We start from the raw sequence: 16165 nt of genomic DNA, 5'->3' as shown, positions 1-16165 counted from the left end.
TTAACGGCTGGCGAAGTACATGGTGACTTCGAAGCCGATGCGCAGATCAGTGTAAGCAGGTTTGGACCAAGTCATATTCTTACTCCTACGAAGGGATGGGACGTTTACTACCAAGTAATACATATAGTCCACCTCCAGACGGAGATGTTCAGATGTGTGCGTGGGAATGTTACGCAATTCTGATCAAGTTAGCGCTGTCTTGATGGAAAAAGCCTGTTGCAGGGTTGGCAATGATCAGCCCACCGCCTTCCAGGCCTCGCCGATGGAAGGGCCATTGGCAACGCAGTGCCAGCCGCCTGCCGCGTCGTTCAATTGCCGCGCCGCGTAGTGCAGATCGTCGCGTGTACGGTTCTGGACAAGGTGTTGGAGCTGCTCCAGGTAACCCGACGGATGGCCGGCCAGGTGCGCGTGCCACAACAGTTCGGCGGCTTGGGAGGTGGGAAGCGTCTGGGCTGAAAACTGCTGCGCCAGGGCCAGGTTGCCCATGTCGTCGCTGTCTTCAATCAGCGTCGGCAAGTCGGCGAGGAACGCTCGCAGGTGATCTACGATCCCCTCCAGCGACATGGTAGGCGATTGCACACCCAACAGCAGGCCGGTTTGTCCGTTGATCTGCCGGATGCCGCTGAACACCGCATAGCCGATTTGCAGCTCTACCCGCAGGCGCTGGTAGAACGGCCCCTGCAGCCGATGAGCGAGCAGGCGCCATGAGGCTTCATCGGCCAGGGTCTGGCTTGGTGTCGGGCAAAACAGCAGCAGGGCCGCTTCGGTGGTGTCGGTTTTGACTTCATGCCACACGCGTTGGGCGCTGGCGGTTGGGGGCGCGGTTTGAAGGCGTGTGGGTTGCCCCGGCAGCCGGGCGGCAGCGGTTTTTATCAGTGCTTCACAGGCGGCGGGTAGACCCAGGCCGAGCCCGTGCCAGCGTGCAGTGCTCCATGACGCGGGCGTTGCACGGGGTTCGCAAGGGGCGCCGGTGCAGCATGCCGGTAGCGCCTTGAGCAACTCGCGGATGGCGATCATCGGGGTTGGGGGCGCAGGTGTCTCGCAGGGTTGAGCGAGGCTGTGTGCCAATGCGTCGAGCACGGCAGGCATGGGGGCGTGCAGGCCGACCATCTTGACCCACCCTTCATTACCGGCGGTATCGAATGACAATTCGACGCCAGCCTGGCGAGCATTTTCACGCAAGGTCTGATGGGCACTTTCCAGCCCGACTGGCGCCAGCGCATCAAATCGCCAGTGTACGTACAGCGCGCCTTCGTCGCTGTCGTCCGCCAGGGCCTGGCTGAAGGTCAGCGCCGACGCTTCACGCCGGCCGCGTGTGCGGTCCTGAGCAAAGGTGCGCAAGCCACGGTGGGCGCTGGTTTGGCCGCGTATCAGGCCGGCGCGCTCCTCCTCTATCGGTGGGCGCAGGAACGGGTTGTTCGGCGGCAGTTGCCATTGGTGTTCGGCGGGCGGCAGGTGCAGCGAATCGAGCACGGCCTTGAGCGCGGCCACGCCCGCTTCCGAAAGGTCTTCGCTGTCGTTTCGGGCTAATGCCAGGGCGCCCTGGACCTGTTGTTGACGAGCGTTGAGCAGGGCGAATTCTTCGCGCAGTGGCGCCCAGTCGCTGTGTGCGAAAAAGCTCAGCCAGTCGTGCAGCAGCGCCTCGATCTGTGTCGTCGATACGTCGTCGGTGTTGAGCGTAACGTCGATATCCAGCAGCGCTTGCCCGGCGAAGTGGTACAGCACCGACGCCTGCACGGCCGTGGCCAGCCCGCGTGCTTTCAGCTCGGCGAGCAGGCCGCCGGATGCCGGGGCATTGAGCCAGGTACACAGAAAATCCAATGCGTCACGCGGCGCGTCGCAGGCGATGACGTGATGCAGATACTGATCGGCGCAGTGTTGATAGCGGTGCACCTGGCCCTGCATCAATGCAGGTGGAGCAGCCTGAGGATGCAAAGGCCCGGCGGTCAGTTGCTCGCTGAACCGCCGCGCCAGGGCTTCGAGCTCTACCCGTGATTGCGGGCCGGCAAGGCTCAAGGTCATTTGCCCGCTCTGATAGAAGTGCGCGTGGAATTCCTGCAGCGCTTGCTGAAAGGCCTCACGCTCCACCGGCAGACTGTCGCGGTTGCCCGCATGAAAGCCGCGCAGCGGATGATCCGCCGCCAAGCCTTCCAGCAGCGCCACCTGCTGCTGCGCCTTGGCATCCTGGGACCAGGCGACAAATTCCGCGTGCAGCACCTCACGCTCGCGCAGTTGATCGTCCATCGCCAAACGCGGATGAGTCAGCATGTCCGCCAATCGATCCAGGCCATCGGCGAAAGTCGGCACGGGCAGTTCAAAAAAGAAGTCCGTAGTGCGCTCGCGGGTACTGGCGTTCACCTGGCCGCCATGGCGCTGCACGTAAGCCATCAACCCTTCGGCCGTAGGAAAACGCTTTGTGCCGAGAAATAATAGATGCTCAAGAAAATGCGCCAGCCCAGGCCAGGCCAATGGCACGTCGTGGCTACCGGCCGCCACCCTTAACGCTGCCGCGCAACGCTTCAAACGCGGCGCGTGACGCAGGGAAACCCGCAGACCATTGGGCAGGGTCAGATGCAAGGAGTGAGGGTAGACCGGCGCAGACATGGGCACTTCCAAAACGTAGGAAGTGGCTATGCTAACAAACCGCTGGCAAACCCGCTGGCTCAGGGCTAGTTCAGCGCTCCGTACAGCTCGGGACGGCGGTCTTGCAGGTAGTCGTTGGCGGTGCGGGCGTCGAGGATTGCTTGGCGCTCCAGCGTGCCGACAATCAAGGCTTCATCCAGGCCGGCCAAGGCGATTTGCTGGCCATTCGGCGCGGCGATACTGCTTTGCCCACAGTACTGAATCTCACCTTCGTGTCCGCAATAATTGGCGTAGGCCACGTAGCACTGGTTTTCAAAGGCCCGCGCCCGCACGGTGACGTCGGCGACAAAGTCGAACGGCACCATATTGGCGGTGGGCACCAGGATCAGTTCGGCGCCGGCCAGGGCCAGGCGCCGGGTGTTTTCCGGGAACTCCAGGTCGTAGCAGATCAGGAACCCCAGCTTCCAGCCATTGAGTGCCACCAGCGGGGCGTCATCGTCGCCGGCGCTGAACATCGTATGATCCAGGTCGCCGAACAGATGGGTCTTGCGGTAATTGCACAAGCGCTGGCCGTGGGCGTCGATCAACTGTATGGCGTTGTAGATCTGCCCATCGCCGGCGCGCTCCGGGTAGCCGTAGAGAATGGCCAGCCCGGCGTTTTGCGCGATTTCGGCAATGGCTTGCGCAGACTCCCCATCCTGCGCCTCGGCCAAGGCGCCGACCGCCTCGGCACCGATGTTGTAGCCGGTGAGGAACATTTCCGGCAGCACCAGGACATCGGCGTCGGTGGCCTCATGCGCCAATTGGTGCAGACGCTTGAGATTAGCGGCCACATCCAGCGGTAGCGGCGGGCATTGATACAGGGCGACACGCATGGCTTGGCTCCTTACTCGGGCAGGCTGATCGGCCCGATTTCATCGAATACGTCACCTGGGCCTGGGTTCTCGGCGTGAGTGCTGCCGCCGAAGTGAGTCATGATGCCCCATACGGCGTTCAGCGAAGTCTGTACTGCGCCTTCGACCCAGGCGGGCGTCCATGAAACATCGTCCCCGGCGATAAAAATCCCACGTTGTTCGGCGGGCATGTCCTTCTGCATGAAGTGCGCATACATCCGCTGGTTGTAGCGATAGTGGCCGGGCAGGGCACCTTTGAACGCGCCGAGGAAGTGCGGGTCGGCCTCCCAGGACACGGTGATCGGGTCACCGATGATGCGCGCCTTGATATCGACTTTCGGATAGATCTTTTTCAAGGCGTCGAGCGCCAGTTTCACGCGTTTATCGATAGGCTGCGGCAGCATTTTCAGTGCGTCGCTCATCCACGAATACGACAGGCAGATCACCCCCGGCTTGTCGTCACCGTTGTCGAACAGGTAAGTGCCGCGGGTCAGGCGGTCGGTGAGCGTCATGCTCATCAGGTCGCGGCCGGTTTCCGGGTCTTTGTCTTTCCAGAACGGGCGGTCGACCATCACGAAGGTTTTCGACGATTGCATGTAGCGTGTACGGTCCAGGGCCATCCACATCTTTTGCGAGAACAGGCTTTCGTCGCACTCGATCTGGGTGGTCAGCAGCCAGCTCTGGCAGGTGGTCAGTACGGCTGCGTATTCGCGGGTGTCGCCATAGTTGTCGGTCACCGCGAAACGGCCATCCGCCGCGTGGGCAATACGCTTGACCCCCGCGCGAGGCGCGCCGCTGTGCAGCGAGCTGAGGCTGGTGCCGGCCGGCCAGTGGGCGCAGCGCTCCGGTACATGGCGCCAGATGCCCATGGGTACTTGCGCCACGCCGCCGACCACCAGGTGTTGGTGGTCGTCGCAGTTGGTCATCACCACGCGAAAGATTTCCAGCATCGAGTTGGGAAAGTCGGAGTCCCAGCCACCAGTGCCGAAACCGACCTGGCCGAACACTTCACGGTGATGGAACGACAACTTTGCAAAGGCCTTGGAGGTGGCGACGAAGTCGTAGAAGGTGCGGTCGTCCCACAGCGGCACCAGCTTGTTCCAGAGTGCTTTCAGGCGCGGCACATCGCGGTCGCGGATGGCTTGCTGGATATCGCCGAACTGCGAGCCGGCTTCCAGGGCATCGGCCCAGGCGTCAGCCACTTCCTGGAACAGTGCAGGCAAGTCGGAGAGCTTTTGTGCGTAATGGGTTTCGCCTTCGAGGTCGATCACGGTGCTGCCGGAGGCCGGAGTGAGCGGGTTGGGAAACGGTTTGGTTTCCAGGCCGAGCTTGTCGACGTAGTGGTAAAACGCGGTGGACGACACCGGGAAACGCATGCCACCCAACTCGGCGATGATGCCTTCGGCGCCTTCGAAGGCCTGGGAGCGCAGACGGCCGCCCATTTTCGAGGCTTCGTACACCACAGGTTTGAGTCCCAGTTTCATCAGCTCATAGGCGGCCACCAGCCCGGCGATCCCCGCGCCGACAATCGCCACTTCCGCGCCATGGTGCTCGGCGGGAATGCTGCCGAGGCCGGCGGGGTGCTCGATCCAGTCATCGAAGGCGAACGGAAAATCCGGGCCGAAGATGGTGATGGGTTTTTTACCGTCTGCAGGGTGGCGATGGGGCTTGCTGAGTGTACTGGACGGAATGCTCATGGCTGACCTTACTGGCGACTCGACGGGGCGACCCGTTGAGTATAGGAAAAGATGGCAGCCAGTTTAGGGAGCGTTGCGTCCGTTAATAAGACGCAAACTGTCGTCGTAATGAACTGTTTTTAGTCAAAGTGACGAGATTGGCGGTCAGATTGGTTGGCCACGATCCAATTTATTGCTGAGGATGATCGAGGTGGTGGTTTTCTCCACGCCGTCGACGCTGCCGATCTGGTCCAGCAACTGATCAAGCTGCTCCGGCGAATCGGTGCGCAGCCAGGCCACATAATCGAATTCGCCGCTCACCGCGCATAACTGCTGCACCTGGGCCATGGCGCTGAGCCTGCGCAGCACTTCCTTGCCCGAACGCGCCTGGACGGTAATCCCGACATACGCCTGTAGCCCGCCATCCACCACGCGTTGCCCGAGGCGCACGCCATAACCGGTGATCACCTGGGTTTTCTCCAGGCGCGCCAGACGCGACGTCACCGTGGTGCGCGCAATGCCCAACTGTCGGGCAAGCATGGCTACGCTTTCGCGGGCGTTGATCTGCAGCGCGGCGATCAACTGACGATCAATTTCATCCAGGACAGGCAAGGGAGGCTCCGTGACGGGCGGCAATGGGCGGGCATGTTACAGGCTTGTATCGGGCAGCAGGTAATGGCTGAAGAGTCATCGCACTCAGCCATAGTCTCAACGCAAACCTCTGTCCGAAAATGGATTCGCTTACACCGACAAACGAGCGGCGATCATGAGCTTGATACAGTCTGCATGGCTAGATGGTCATGAGTGGCAAACTGGTTTGCAGCGCGGGATTCAGCAAATCAATGGAGGGGGTAGCATGGTGGATAAAAAACAGATTGAAGTGGTCAGTCAGAACGTTGAAGCGTCAATTTGGCAGGCTGCTAAATGGCTGAATAAACCGAGACGTTGCCAACGCTTTGCTGACAACTCTTTAGAAGTGTTTACTGATTTCCAAACCGATTTTTGGCGTGAAACTCATTATGGGTTCACTCGAGACAGCGGACATTTCCTGGGGATTGAGACCACTGGAGGCTTTACCGCTCAAGTCAGAGTTAACGCTGATTTTCGCGAGCTCTATGACCAAGCGGGAGTTATGGTCAGGCTCAATGAAGAGACCTGGCTCAAAGCAGGGATAGAATATAACGATGGAATGCCAATGATCAGTAGCGTGCTGACACAAGGTACGTCGGATTGGGCGCCCAGTTGCTTTTCTGGCGACCCAACCGATTTTTGGCTTCGTGTGACCGTTTCCGATGGAGTGCTGCGCTTGCAATACTCCACAGACGGCATGACTTGGCCATTGCTCAGGCTTGCTGCATTTCCAGACGCGCAACGCTATAGGGTTGGCCCTATGTGCTGCACACCGAACCGGCAAGGGTTGAGGGTAAAGTTTTCTGAGTGGTCTTTGAGCCAGCCTCTCGGGCGAGACCTGCATGATTTGAGCTAGCCAACATGCCGACCAGGTCAGTCACGCAGATGACTTGGTCGCACGGTTACGTCCGAGCGGTGTTAGGCAGTTAGTATTCTGTTGAGCCCCCACCGGGGTCCGGTGGGGGCACGAAATCACCAATGATGGATTACATTGGCAATGGTGAACAATCCGGCCAAGGTCGCTACGGACGTGCTGATGATCTGCATCAGAGGAATGTAGGGCTTAGCTTCGATGGCTAGATAAAGAGCGAGGAATTGCAGGTATTCAAACATGTTCAGTTGTTCCAGTTTGTGTAGGAACAACTCATTTACAGTTTTAAAAAACTGGGTTTGGCGAGGCGTCCGACATGACGGCGCTTGCGGCCAGTTCCATTTCATTGCGCGATGAATCGCTAGCCCGACTTCTTGCTCACGTTGTTTTAGGACGTGTCGGCAACCCGCAATCAAAGTATTGCCGATCATGGGTGACTTTCCGCGCATTGGGCAGCAGAGAACGATCTCGGGACATTTTCGTGGAGCATTCCTGGCGTAAATCTAAGGGCCTTCACAAGATTTCAATCGACGTTGATCAAACCCTTTGCGTCGCATTGAGCACGCGTGCCGACAGGCGAGAACTGTTCGGCCAAACCGTAGCTCCGTTTATCTTGAATTTTAGTCCTGGGCACATAGCGGAGGTCGTTTCGTTGAATTACCTGGGTCGGATTTTTGAGAGAAGGAAGGAAGAGGATGAGTTAAAAAACAGGCTGTTCAAAAATGAAATTGGACGAATTGTGGACGGAAGGCGGTTTTTGGCAGTTTTGAGGGCGGTGAGTTTCCAAACCGCAGAAACGCGAAAGCCGCGCAATGCGCGGCTTTGGAGTTGGTGGGCCCACACGGACTTGAACCGTGGACCAAAGGATTATGAGTCCTCTGCTCTGACCAACTGAGCTATAGGCCCTTAACAGGTCGCGGATTATAGCGATGGTTTCTCTACTGTGCTATCCGAAAAATCCTCAATGCGTCTACGAAGAAAGGAAGCTGCAAAAAGCTCGGGTGGCAGGGGCAGGCTGACGATGTAGCCTTGCATTTGCTCGCACCCTTCTGCGGCCAGGAAAGCTTGTTGCGCGGTGTTTTCCACGCCTTCGGCGATGATGGTGAATTGCATGCTGTGGCCCAGGGCGATGATGGCGCGCACGATGGCGGCGTCGTGGGGGTCATCGGGCAGGCCGCGGACGAAGGATTGGTCGATCTTCAGGAAATCCAGCGGCAGGCGTTTGAGGTAGCTGAGGGACGAGTAGCCAGTACCGAAGTCATCGATTGCCAGTTGCACCCCCAGGTGTTTGAGCTGGTGCAGCACTTCCAGGGCTTCTTCGGCCTGGCTCATGATGAAGTTTTCGGTGATCTCCAGTTGCAGGCAGCCGGGGGCCAGGTGGTAGTCGCGCAACAGCTGCTCGATGCGAGTCAGCAGGTTGGGATGGCGCAGTTGCGCCCCGGCAAGGTTGACCGATAGCGAGCCGAAGTCGTGGTGCGTGCCTTGCCAGGCGTGCAGTTGTCGACAGGCCTGCTCCAGGACCCAGTCGCCAATCTGCAGGATCATGCCGTTCTCTTCGGCCAGGGCGATGAAGTGTTCAGGCGGTACGTCGCCAAAAGTCGGGTGATGCCAGCGGATCAAGGCTTCGGCGCCAATCAGTGCCTGGGTCTTGAGGCTTCGTTTGGGTTGGTAGTAGAGGCTCAACTCGTCACGCTCGATGGCGCGACGCAGTTCGTGCTCCAGGGCGACGCGCTCCTTGGCCTGGGCGGTGAGATCACGGGTGTAGTGTTCGACCCGGTTACGGCCCTTGGCCTTGGAACGGTACATCGCGGCATCGGCATTTTTGACCAGCGTGGCGACGTCGGTGCCGTCCTGCGGGTACAGGCTGGTGCCGATGCTGGCGCTGATAAAAAACTCGTGTTCACCGGCCTGGAACGGCAGGGTGAAGCAGGCCAGCAGTTTATTGGCCAGGTACGCGGCATCATTGGCGTGTTGCAGGCCGGGCAGCAGGATGATGAATTCGTCGCCGCCCAGGCGGGCGACGGTATCGATGTCACGCAGTTGTTCCTTGAGGCGCACGGCGATGTCTTTGAGCAGCAGGTCGCCGACAGGGTGGCCGAGGCTGTCATTGATGTGCTTGAAGCGGTCCAGGTCAAGAAACAGCACCGCGCCCTGTTTACCGGTTTCCTGATGACCGTTGAGGGCGGCCTGCAGCCGGTTTTCAAACAGCGTGCGGTTGGGCAGGCCGGTCAGCGGATCGTGGTGTGCCTGATAGTCGAGGCGCGCCTGGGCTAACTTGAGGCTGGAGATGTCGGCAAACACGGCGACAAAGTGCGTGATCAATTGATCGGGGTTGCGCACGGCGCTGATGGTCAGCCAGCTGGGGTACAGCGCCCCGTTCTTGCGACGGTTGGATATCTCGCCCTGCCAATGACCCTGGGCTGTCAATTGGTGCCACATCGCTGCGTAGAACGCGCTGTCGTGCAGGCCGGAGGCGAGCAGGCGCGGGGTTTGGCCGAGGGCCTCGGCTTCGCTGTAACCGGTGATCTCGCTGAAGGCGCGGTTGACGGCGCTGATGTTTTGCCGGGTATCGGTGATCAACACGCCTTCGGCGGTGCTCTCGAAGACGGTGGCGGCCTGTTGCAGTTTTTCCTGCATCAGCTGACGTTCGGTGATATCGCGGGCAATGGTCAGCATGCAGTCGTCATCGCCGATGGGCAACGGTCGACTGGAGACTTCGCAGAGGCGGATCTGCCCGTCGGCGCGACGTATATGGCAAATGAAGTCGCGGACAAACCCGTCACGGTGCATCAGCTCCAGCATGTGTTTACGCTCGTTAAGGTCGACCCAGATACCCAGTTCCAGGGTCGATTGGTCAAGAGAGGTTGCAGCGGCGAAGCCGGTAATGCGGCTGAAACCCTCGTTGACTTCAATCAGCAGGCCATCGTGCTGACGGCTGAGCAGCAGGCCATCGGGTGATGCATGGAAGGCTTTGGCAAACTTCTCTTCGGAGGTCTGCAACTGCTGCTGGGTTTCCTTGAGCTGGGTGATATCGCGTACCACGACCACAATGGCTTCGACCGTATCGAGTTGGAACGGCGCTGCAGAGATGAGCCCGGTAAAGGCTTGACCGTTGCTGCGCAGGAAGGGCATTTCCAGGTTGTGAATACTGGTGTTCTGGACTCGCTTCAGCAATTCAGGGCCGATGCCCGGTATACCCCATATATCCAGCTCCGTGCCTTTGCGACCAATCACCTGGGCGGCCGTTAAGCCAATTTGATCTTCAAAGGCTTTATTGACCTCCAGCAGGCAGCCATCGGACAGCCGAGCAATGACCAGGATGTCCGGACACTGCTGGAACACTGAAGCAAACTTCTGCTCGGAAAGCTGCAAGGCCTCTTCGGTGCGCTTGGCTTCGCTGATATCAATCATGAGGCCGCGCAGTACCGGTTCATGACCGTGTTCGATCAGGCTGATGATGTCACGCACCCACAGGCAGCGGCCATCGGCGGTGATCACCCGGTAATCGACGCTGTGATCGCGGTTGGCGCGGGTTTCGCGATAACAATAGGTTTCGGTGCGGGTCAGGTCGGCGGGGTGAATGATGTTGCGCCAGAAGCCGGGAATCAGCCAGTGGGCGCGTGGATAGCCGAGAAGGTCCTCGGCGTGGGGCGACACGTAGCTGTAAGTGAAGTCGCTGATGCTGGCTTCCCAGGCAATGGCCGACAAGCTCTCCACCAGGCCGCGGTAGTGGTATTCACTGCTACGCAGTTCCTGTTCAAGGGCGACCCGGCGGGAAATTTCCGAGCTGAGCCGGCGATTGATCCGAATCACGATGGCCAATACGGTGCTCAACAACAGCACGGTGGGCAGGCCATACATCAACAGGTCGTTCCAGAAGGTACGGTTATCGGTGGCACTGCCTACCCAATGTTGCTGGATGGCGTCAGTTTCGGTTGGGCTCAGGTCGGCGAGGACTTTGTCCAGGATGCCCACCAGCATCTTGTCGTCCCGTGGGACACCCATCGCCAGCTGATAGCGGTAAGGCGTTTCGCCACTCACGTAGAGGCCGTCGAGCTTGAGTTCACGCAGGCTCCAGACACTGGACGCCAGGTCGCTGACCACCGCGTCGACTTCACCGGTTGCCAGGGCTTGCAGCGTCGAGCTGACATTAGGCAGCGCCACCAGATTGAGATCGGGGTGATGGGTGCGCAGCAACTCGTGGGGCGCGTAGTTTTCCACCACGGCAACTTTCAGCCCGTAAAGGTCCTTGAGGTTGCGCGGCCGTGCACCGCCTTCGTGGGCAAGAATCACCATCGGGAAGTCGATATAAGGCCGGGTGAAGGCCAGGTAATGCTGGCGTTCCGGGGTCGACATGATGCTGGGGATAAGGTTGAGCTGATTGTTTCGAGCCATTTCCAGGACCGCGCTCCAACTCGGTGACTCGACCAGCTTTATCCGCACGCCCAGGCGGTCCTGGATCAGGCGCACGTAGTCCGCCGACAAGCCGTGGTAGCGGCCATCTTCATCGCGGTATTCAAAGGGGGGCCATGAGGCATCCACCCCAAGACTCAGCTCCTGATGGTCCGTCAGCCAGCTACGCTCATCATCAGTAAGAGTCAACGCGCCAGCCGTTGCGGTCCAGGTCAGCAGCGACAGCAGTATCACGGTCGGCAATCTGGGCATAACGGTCTCGTTATGGCACGGGGAATGGTTCGAGTGTAGACGGGCATTTCAGGGGAGGGGTATTGCGGGGAGTTTTTATCTAGTGGATAGCAAAACCCCCGGCCTGGGCCGGGGGTTCTGGGATCACTCGTCGAGGAAGGAGCGCAGATGCTCGCTTCGCGTCGGGTGGCGCAACTTGCGCAACGCCTTGGCTTCGATCTGACGGATCCGCTCGCGGGTCACGTCAAACTGCTTACCGACTTCCTCAAGGGTGTGGTCGGTATTCATGTCGATGCCGAAACGCATGCGCAGTACCTTGGCTTCACGGGCAGTGAGGCCGGACAGTACGTCGCGAGTCGCTTCCTTAAGGCTCTCAACAGTGGCGACATCGATTGGCGACTGCATGGTCGAGTCTTCGATGAAGTCACCCAGGTGAGAGTCTTCGTCATCACCGATCGGGGTTTCCATGGAGATCGGCTCTTTAGCGATCTTCAATACCTTGCGGATCTTATCCTCAGGCATTTCCATGCGTTCACCCAGCTCTTCCGGGGTCGGTTCACGACCCATTTCCTGCAGCATCTGCCGGGAAATACGGTTGAGCTTGTTGATGGTCTCGATCATGTGCACCGGAATACGGATGGTGCGGGCCTGGTCGGCAATCGAGCGAGTGATCGCCTGACGGATCCACCAGGTGGCATAAGTCGAGAACTTGTAGCCGCGACGGTATTCGAACTTGTCCACCGCCTTCATCAGGCCGATGTTGCCTTCCTGGATCAGGTCGAGGAACTGCAAGCCACGGTTGGTGTACTTCTTGGCGATGGAGATCACCAGACGCAAGTTCGCTTCAACCATCTCCTTCTTCGCGCGGCGGGCCTTGGCCTCACCGATCGACATGCGGCGGTTGATGTCCTTGATCTCGGCAATCGTCAGACCGGTTTCGTTCTCAAGCGCGGTCAGCTTCTGCTGGCAACGGATGATGTCCGGCTGCAGGCGACCAATGGCTTCGGCGTACTTCGACTTGCCCTTGGCCAGCGCATCGCTCCAGCTTTCGTCAACTTCGTTGCCCGGGAACTGGCGCAGGAAGTCGGTGCGCGGCATGCGTGCATCACGCACACATAGCTGCATGATCGCCCGCTCTTGTGCACGCAGGCGCTCAAGGGCACTGCGAACGCGCTCAACCAGGCCTTCGAATTGCTTCGGGACCAGCTTGATTGGCATGAACAGCTCAGCCAGGGCCAACAGTTCGGCGATTGCCTGCTTGTTGGAGCGGCCATGCTTTTTCAGTGCCTTGCGGGTGATTTCCATTTGATCGGAAACCGCACCGAAACGCTGGGCAGCAATAATCGGGTCTGGACCGCTTTCGGCTTCTTCTTCGTCATCGGTGCTGGCTTCAGCCTCGTCGTCGTCGGAGTCGTCGTCCGCTTTCGCGGCTTTGGCATCGACAGGCGGCGGTACTTCGGCAGCAGGCGGCGCGATGCCGTCGTCCGGGTCGATATAACCGCTCAGGACGTCGGACAGGCGGCCACCTTCGGTGGTGACGCGAGTGTACTCGGAGAGAATGTGGTCAACCGTGCCAGGGAAGTGCGCGATGGCGCCCATCACTTCACGGATACCCTCTTCAATACGCTTGGCGATTTCGATCTCGCCTTCGCGCGTCAGCAACTCGACGGTACCCATTTCACGCATATACATGCGCACAGGGTCAGTCGTGCGACCGATGTCGGTCTCCACCGCGGCCAGCGCTGCAGCGGCTTCTTCAGCGGCTGCCTCGTCGGTATCGGCGTCGGCCAACATAAGGGCGTCCGCATCCGGAGCACTCTCGTGTACGGGGATCCCCATGTCATTAATCATGCGGATGATGTCTTCCACCTGCTCTGGATCTGAAATATCCTCAGGCAGGTGATCGTTGACCTCTGCGTAAGTCAGATACTTCTGCTCACGACCAAGGGTGATCAACTCTTTGATACGAGACTGCTGTTGCGCTTTTCCGGACATAACACCCTATCCACTGAAGGTCTTGGCGGGCAAAAAACAAGCCGAGGATTATACCCGAGCTATGACCTCACACGCCAGCTGAGGTCGGGTTTGATGTGCAAACGTTCTGTTTTAAGAGGTCGCGCATCTGTTTTGCTATCTGAATTTGCTCGTCAGCCGATAATCCCGGCTGCCGCGCTCTCTTGATCAGTTCATCGAGGGTCTGCGTATGCTGACCCGCGGATAACCTAGTAATGGTGTCTAAAAACTGTTGTTCAAGGTTGTCGCCGTCAATTAGCCACTCCTTTTCCGCGAGGACTTTCAACAAGCGGCCTTGCTCTGTGCCGTGCCAACGAGCCATCAGTTGAATAGAGTTTAGCTTAGGATTTTTCTGCACGGCCTCGATCAGGGCGATCAGCACTTGAGCATAACTGTTGCTTTCGTTCGCAAAATGATCGGCGCTCTCGACCTTGCCCGCCAGTTGCGGGTGATGAATAAGCGTGCGCAGCGCAATCAGCATGGGCGCTTCTACGGCAACCGGGGTGCGCGGGGCGTAGGCCTCGTCGCGATCACCACGCTTACCGTTCTTGCTCCAGGGTTTCTTATCCCACTTCTTGCCGCCGGCGCCGGGTTTCTTCGGTGTCCACTCCTGCTGAGGCGCATAGGCCTCGTGCGGTTGGTGGAAATCGGCATAGTCCGGCATGGCGTCGTAATCCATGCCGGGGTCGTAGGCTGGCGGCGCGTCCTGGGGGGCGCTGTGCACCAGCTGGCTGACCGCTTCGCCGCTTAAACCGGTAATTTCCAGCAGACGCTGGCGCATCAGGGTGCGCAGGTTGGCCCCTGGTACCTTGTCGATCAGCGGCGCGGCGAGGGTGGCCATATGGGCCTTGCCTTCGAGGGAGCGCGGGTCGGCCTCTTCGGTCAGTTGCTGGAAGAAGTAGTCTGCCAGCGGCTGCGCATGTTGGTTGATGCGCGCGCGGAATGCATCGGTGCCTTCGGCGCGCACCAGGGTATCCGGGTCTTCGCCTTCGGGCAGGAACAAAAAGCGCGCACGACGCCCGTCCTGCAGGCTCGACAGCGTCGCTTCGAGGGCGCGCCAGGCGGCGTTGCGGCCGGCCTGGTCGCCGTCGAAGCAGAACAGCACGCTGGGCACTACGCGGAACAGGCGCTTCATGTGTTCTTCGCTGGTCGCCGTGCCGAGAGTGGCGACCGCGTTACGCAGGCCTTCCTGGGCGAGGGCGATCACGTCCATATAGCCTTCGACCACGATGATTTCATCGAGGTTGCGGTTGTTTTTGCGTGCTTCGAACAGGCCGTAGAGTTCCTGGCCTTTGTGGAATACCGGGGTTTCCGGGGAGTTCAGGTACTTGGGCTTGTCGTCCCCCAATACCCTGCCGCCAAAGGCGATGATGCGCCCACGGCTGTCGCGGATCGGGAACATCACGCGGTCGCGGAAGCGGTCATAGCGCTTGCCGGTTTCAGCGTTTTCCACCAGCAGGCCGGCGTCGATCATGGCTTTTTGCTGGAGGGTGTCGCTGCTCAGGTGTTTGTACAGATTGTCCCAGCCCGGCGGGGCGAAACCCAGGCCGAAGTCACGGGCGATTTCACCGGTCAGGCCGCGGCCTTTGAGGTAGTCGACGGCGGCTTTGCGCTGTGGATGGCTTTTGAGCGCCTGGCGGTAGAAGTCGGCGGCGGCAGTCAGCAGCGGGTACAACGGCGAGTCGGTGGGTTGCCGGGGTTTATGCGGGCGACCACTTTCTTCGCGAGGGATTTCCATGCCGGCGGCTTTGGCCAGTTCCTCGACTGCCTGGGGAAAGTCCAGGTTGTCGTGGTCCATGATGAAGCCGAGGGCATTGCCACCCGCGCCGCAGCCGAAACAGTAGTAGAACTGCTTGTCGGGGCTGACGCTGAACGACGGGGTCTTTTCCTTGTGGAACGGGCAGCAGGCGGTGTAATTCTTGCCCGCTTTCTTCATTTGCACGCGTGAGCTGACAACATCGACGATGTCGGTGCGGTTCAGAAGGTCGTCAATAAAGCTCTGGGGAATTAGCCCGGCCATGGCGTTCTCGTCATCACTGCGTGTAAATGAGGGCCCGTGAAGTGCTCAGGCGCACGTATCAAGTGGCTTGACCATCAATTGTTCGCTTGAGCTGCCAGGAAGTGTATCTGCCGAATAATCGCTGACGTTAGTGCTCGTCAGCATTCGGCGAAGAAAATTTGCCCGGGAGTCCGGTCTTGGCCTATGGGCGGCCTCGGAAGCTCATCGATGGGCACAGTCGACCTGTTGATCGCCTGCTTACAGAATAAGTGTGCTCGTCAGTAGCCTTGTTAGGCTCGTCAGAAGAGACGCGCACCGCTGGCAGAAGAGCCAGTCCTGACGTGTGAAGCAGTTGTCTCGGTCGCGTGTGCGGCGTCGACGATGAAGCATCAAGCGATATCCGCAAATGCCAACAGCCCGGCTGAGGGCCGGGCTTGGCAGAAGCTTGCTACGAACGTCTGTGTATTAGTACAGACGAACGGCGCGGCGCTGTTCGCGCTGAACTTTCTTCGCGTGACGCTTAACAGCGGCTGCTGCTTTACGCTTACGCTCGGAAGTTGGCTTCTCATAAAATTCGCGGCTACGAACTTCAGCCAGAACACCGGCTTTTTCGCAGGAGCGCTTGAAACGACGCAGAGCTACGTCGAAGGGTTCGTTCTCTTTTACTTTGACGGCTGGCATCCAGAGCTACCTTCTTTCATTACCGGGATCAACGTTCTCGTCGCAAAAAATTCGCGGCTGAGGTCGTCGGTTTTTAAGGGTTGCGGATGTTAACCCCTCATTGCCCGGAATGCAAAGCCTCTGATCGAAAACCGCTGGTCGGGAGGGGGAGTGGCGACTATTATGCGCGCCTTCG

The 16165-nt window shown here is 59.3% G+C and carries 11 protein-coding genes and 1 tRNA gene; 1 reads left to right on the top strand and 11 read right to left on the bottom strand.

Annotation, left to right across the window (positions count from 1 at the left end; translation table 11 throughout):
- From pqqA to V6M90_RS19045, 5 genes are all read right to left on the bottom strand, one after another.
- Nucleotides 1–75 (bottom strand): pyrroloquinoline quinone precursor peptide PqqA, encoded by a 75-nt coding sequence (gene pqqA / locus V6M90_RS19065; protein ID WP_003194766.1) that lies wholly within the window; start codon nt 73–75, stop codon nt 1–3.
- A 159-nt stretch (nt 76–234) separates the two neighbouring features.
- Complete coding sequence (gene pqqF, locus V6M90_RS19060; RefSeq protein ID WP_141062958.1) at nt 235–2604, bottom strand: pyrroloquinoline quinone biosynthesis protein PqqF; 2370 nt, start codon at nt 2602–2604, stop codon at nt 235–237.
- Nucleotides 2605–2669: 65 nt separating this feature from the next.
- Nucleotides 2670–3458 carry a carbon-nitrogen hydrolase family protein gene (locus V6M90_RS19055; protein ID WP_332846949.1) on the bottom strand — a complete coding sequence of 263 codons (789 nt, stop codon included), beginning with the start codon at nt 3456–3458 and terminating at the stop codon, nt 2670–2672.
- A gap of 11 nt (nt 3459–3469) precedes the next feature.
- Nucleotides 3470–5173 (bottom strand): flavin monoamine oxidase family protein, encoded by a 1704-nt coding sequence (locus V6M90_RS19050; RefSeq protein ID WP_141062959.1) that lies wholly within the window; start codon nt 5171–5173, stop codon nt 3470–3472.
- A 144-nt stretch (nt 5174–5317) separates the two neighbouring features.
- On the bottom strand, nt 5318–5764 hold the full coding sequence (locus tag V6M90_RS19045) for an Lrp/AsnC family transcriptional regulator (protein ID WP_078734923.1): 447 nt from the start codon (nt 5762–5764) through the stop codon (nt 5318–5320).
- A 295-nt stretch (nt 5765–6059) separates the two neighbouring features.
- Here V6M90_RS19045 and V6M90_RS19040 point away from each other — a divergent pair, with 295 nt between their 5' ends.
- Nucleotides 6060–6638, top strand: a complete 579-nt coding sequence (locus tag V6M90_RS19040) for a DUF1349 domain-containing protein (protein ID WP_408637326.1) — start codon at nt 6060–6062, stop codon at nt 6636–6638.
- 116 nt (nt 6639–6754) lie between these two features.
- Here V6M90_RS19040 and V6M90_RS19035 read toward each other — a convergent pair whose 3' ends face one another.
- From V6M90_RS19035 to rpsU, 6 genes are all read right to left on the bottom strand, one after another.
- Nucleotides 6755–7084, bottom strand: coding sequence for a hypothetical protein (locus V6M90_RS19035; RefSeq protein WP_332846948.1), 330 nt, complete (start codon nt 7082–7084; stop codon nt 6755–6757).
- 398 nt (nt 7085–7482) lie between these two features.
- Nucleotides 7483–7559: transfer RNA gene (locus V6M90_RS19030), tRNA-Ile, on the bottom strand.
- 15 nt (nt 7560–7574) lie between these two features.
- Nucleotides 7575–11318, bottom strand: coding sequence for an EAL domain-containing protein (locus V6M90_RS19025; protein WP_332846947.1), 3744 nt, complete (start codon nt 11316–11318; stop codon nt 7575–7577).
- A gap of 123 nt (nt 11319–11441) precedes the next feature.
- Nucleotides 11442–13292: an RNA polymerase sigma factor RpoD gene (gene rpoD, locus V6M90_RS19020; protein WP_003176492.1), complete on the bottom strand. Its 1851-nt coding sequence runs from the start codon at nt 13290–13292 to the stop codon at nt 11442–11444.
- Nucleotides 13293–13359: 67 nt separating this feature from the next.
- On the bottom strand, nt 13360–15330 hold the full coding sequence (gene dnaG / locus V6M90_RS19015) for a DNA primase (RefSeq protein WP_332846946.1): 1971 nt from the start codon (nt 15328–15330) through the stop codon (nt 13360–13362).
- A 444-nt stretch (nt 15331–15774) separates the two neighbouring features.
- Entirely contained in the window at nt 15775–15990 is a 216-nt protein-coding gene (rpsU, locus tag V6M90_RS19010) for a 30S ribosomal protein S21 (protein WP_002551877.1), read from the bottom strand.
- Between the last annotated feature and the right edge of the window lie 175 nt (nt 15991–16165).

The sequence above is a fragment of the Pseudomonas lactucae genome, assembly GCF_036688725.1.
GTDB classification, from domain to species: Bacteria; Pseudomonadota; Gammaproteobacteria; order Pseudomonadales; family Pseudomonadaceae; genus Aquipseudomonas; species Aquipseudomonas lactucae.
The sequence above is the reverse complement of the archived record's forward strand: the minus strand, read 5'-3'. Positions and strand labels throughout refer to the sequence as shown.

Excerpts from the sequence above, each read along its gene's own strand:
- dnaG (WP_332846946.1), bottom strand. The coding sequence starts at position 15,330 with ATGGCCGGGCTAATTCCCCAGAGCTTTATTGACGACCTTCTGAACCGC.
- V6M90_RS19025 (WP_332846947.1), bottom strand. The coding sequence starts at position 11,318 with ATGCCCAGATTGCCGACCGTGATACTGCTGTCGCTGCTGACCTGGACC.
- V6M90_RS19050 (WP_141062959.1), bottom strand. The coding sequence starts at position 5,173 with ATGAGCATTCCGTCCAGTACACTCAGCAAGCCCCATCGCCACCCTGCA.
- rpoD (WP_003176492.1), bottom strand. The coding sequence starts at position 13,292 with ATGTCCGGAAAAGCGCAACAGCAGTCTCGTATCAAAGAGTTGATCACC.
- V6M90_RS19055 (WP_332846949.1), bottom strand. The coding sequence starts at position 3,458 with ATGCGTGTCGCCCTGTATCAATGCCCGCCGCTACCGCTGGATGTGGCC.
- rpsU (WP_002551877.1), bottom strand. The coding sequence starts at position 15,990 with ATGCCAGCCGTCAAAGTAAAAGAGAACGAACCCTTCGACGTAGCTCTG.
- V6M90_RS19035 (WP_332846948.1), bottom strand. The coding sequence starts at position 7,084 with ATGATCGGCAATACTTTGATTGCGGGTTGCCGACACGTCCTAAAACAA.
- pqqF (WP_141062958.1), bottom strand. The coding sequence starts at position 2,604 with ATGTCTGCGCCGGTCTACCCTCACTCCTTGCATCTGACCCTGCCCAAT.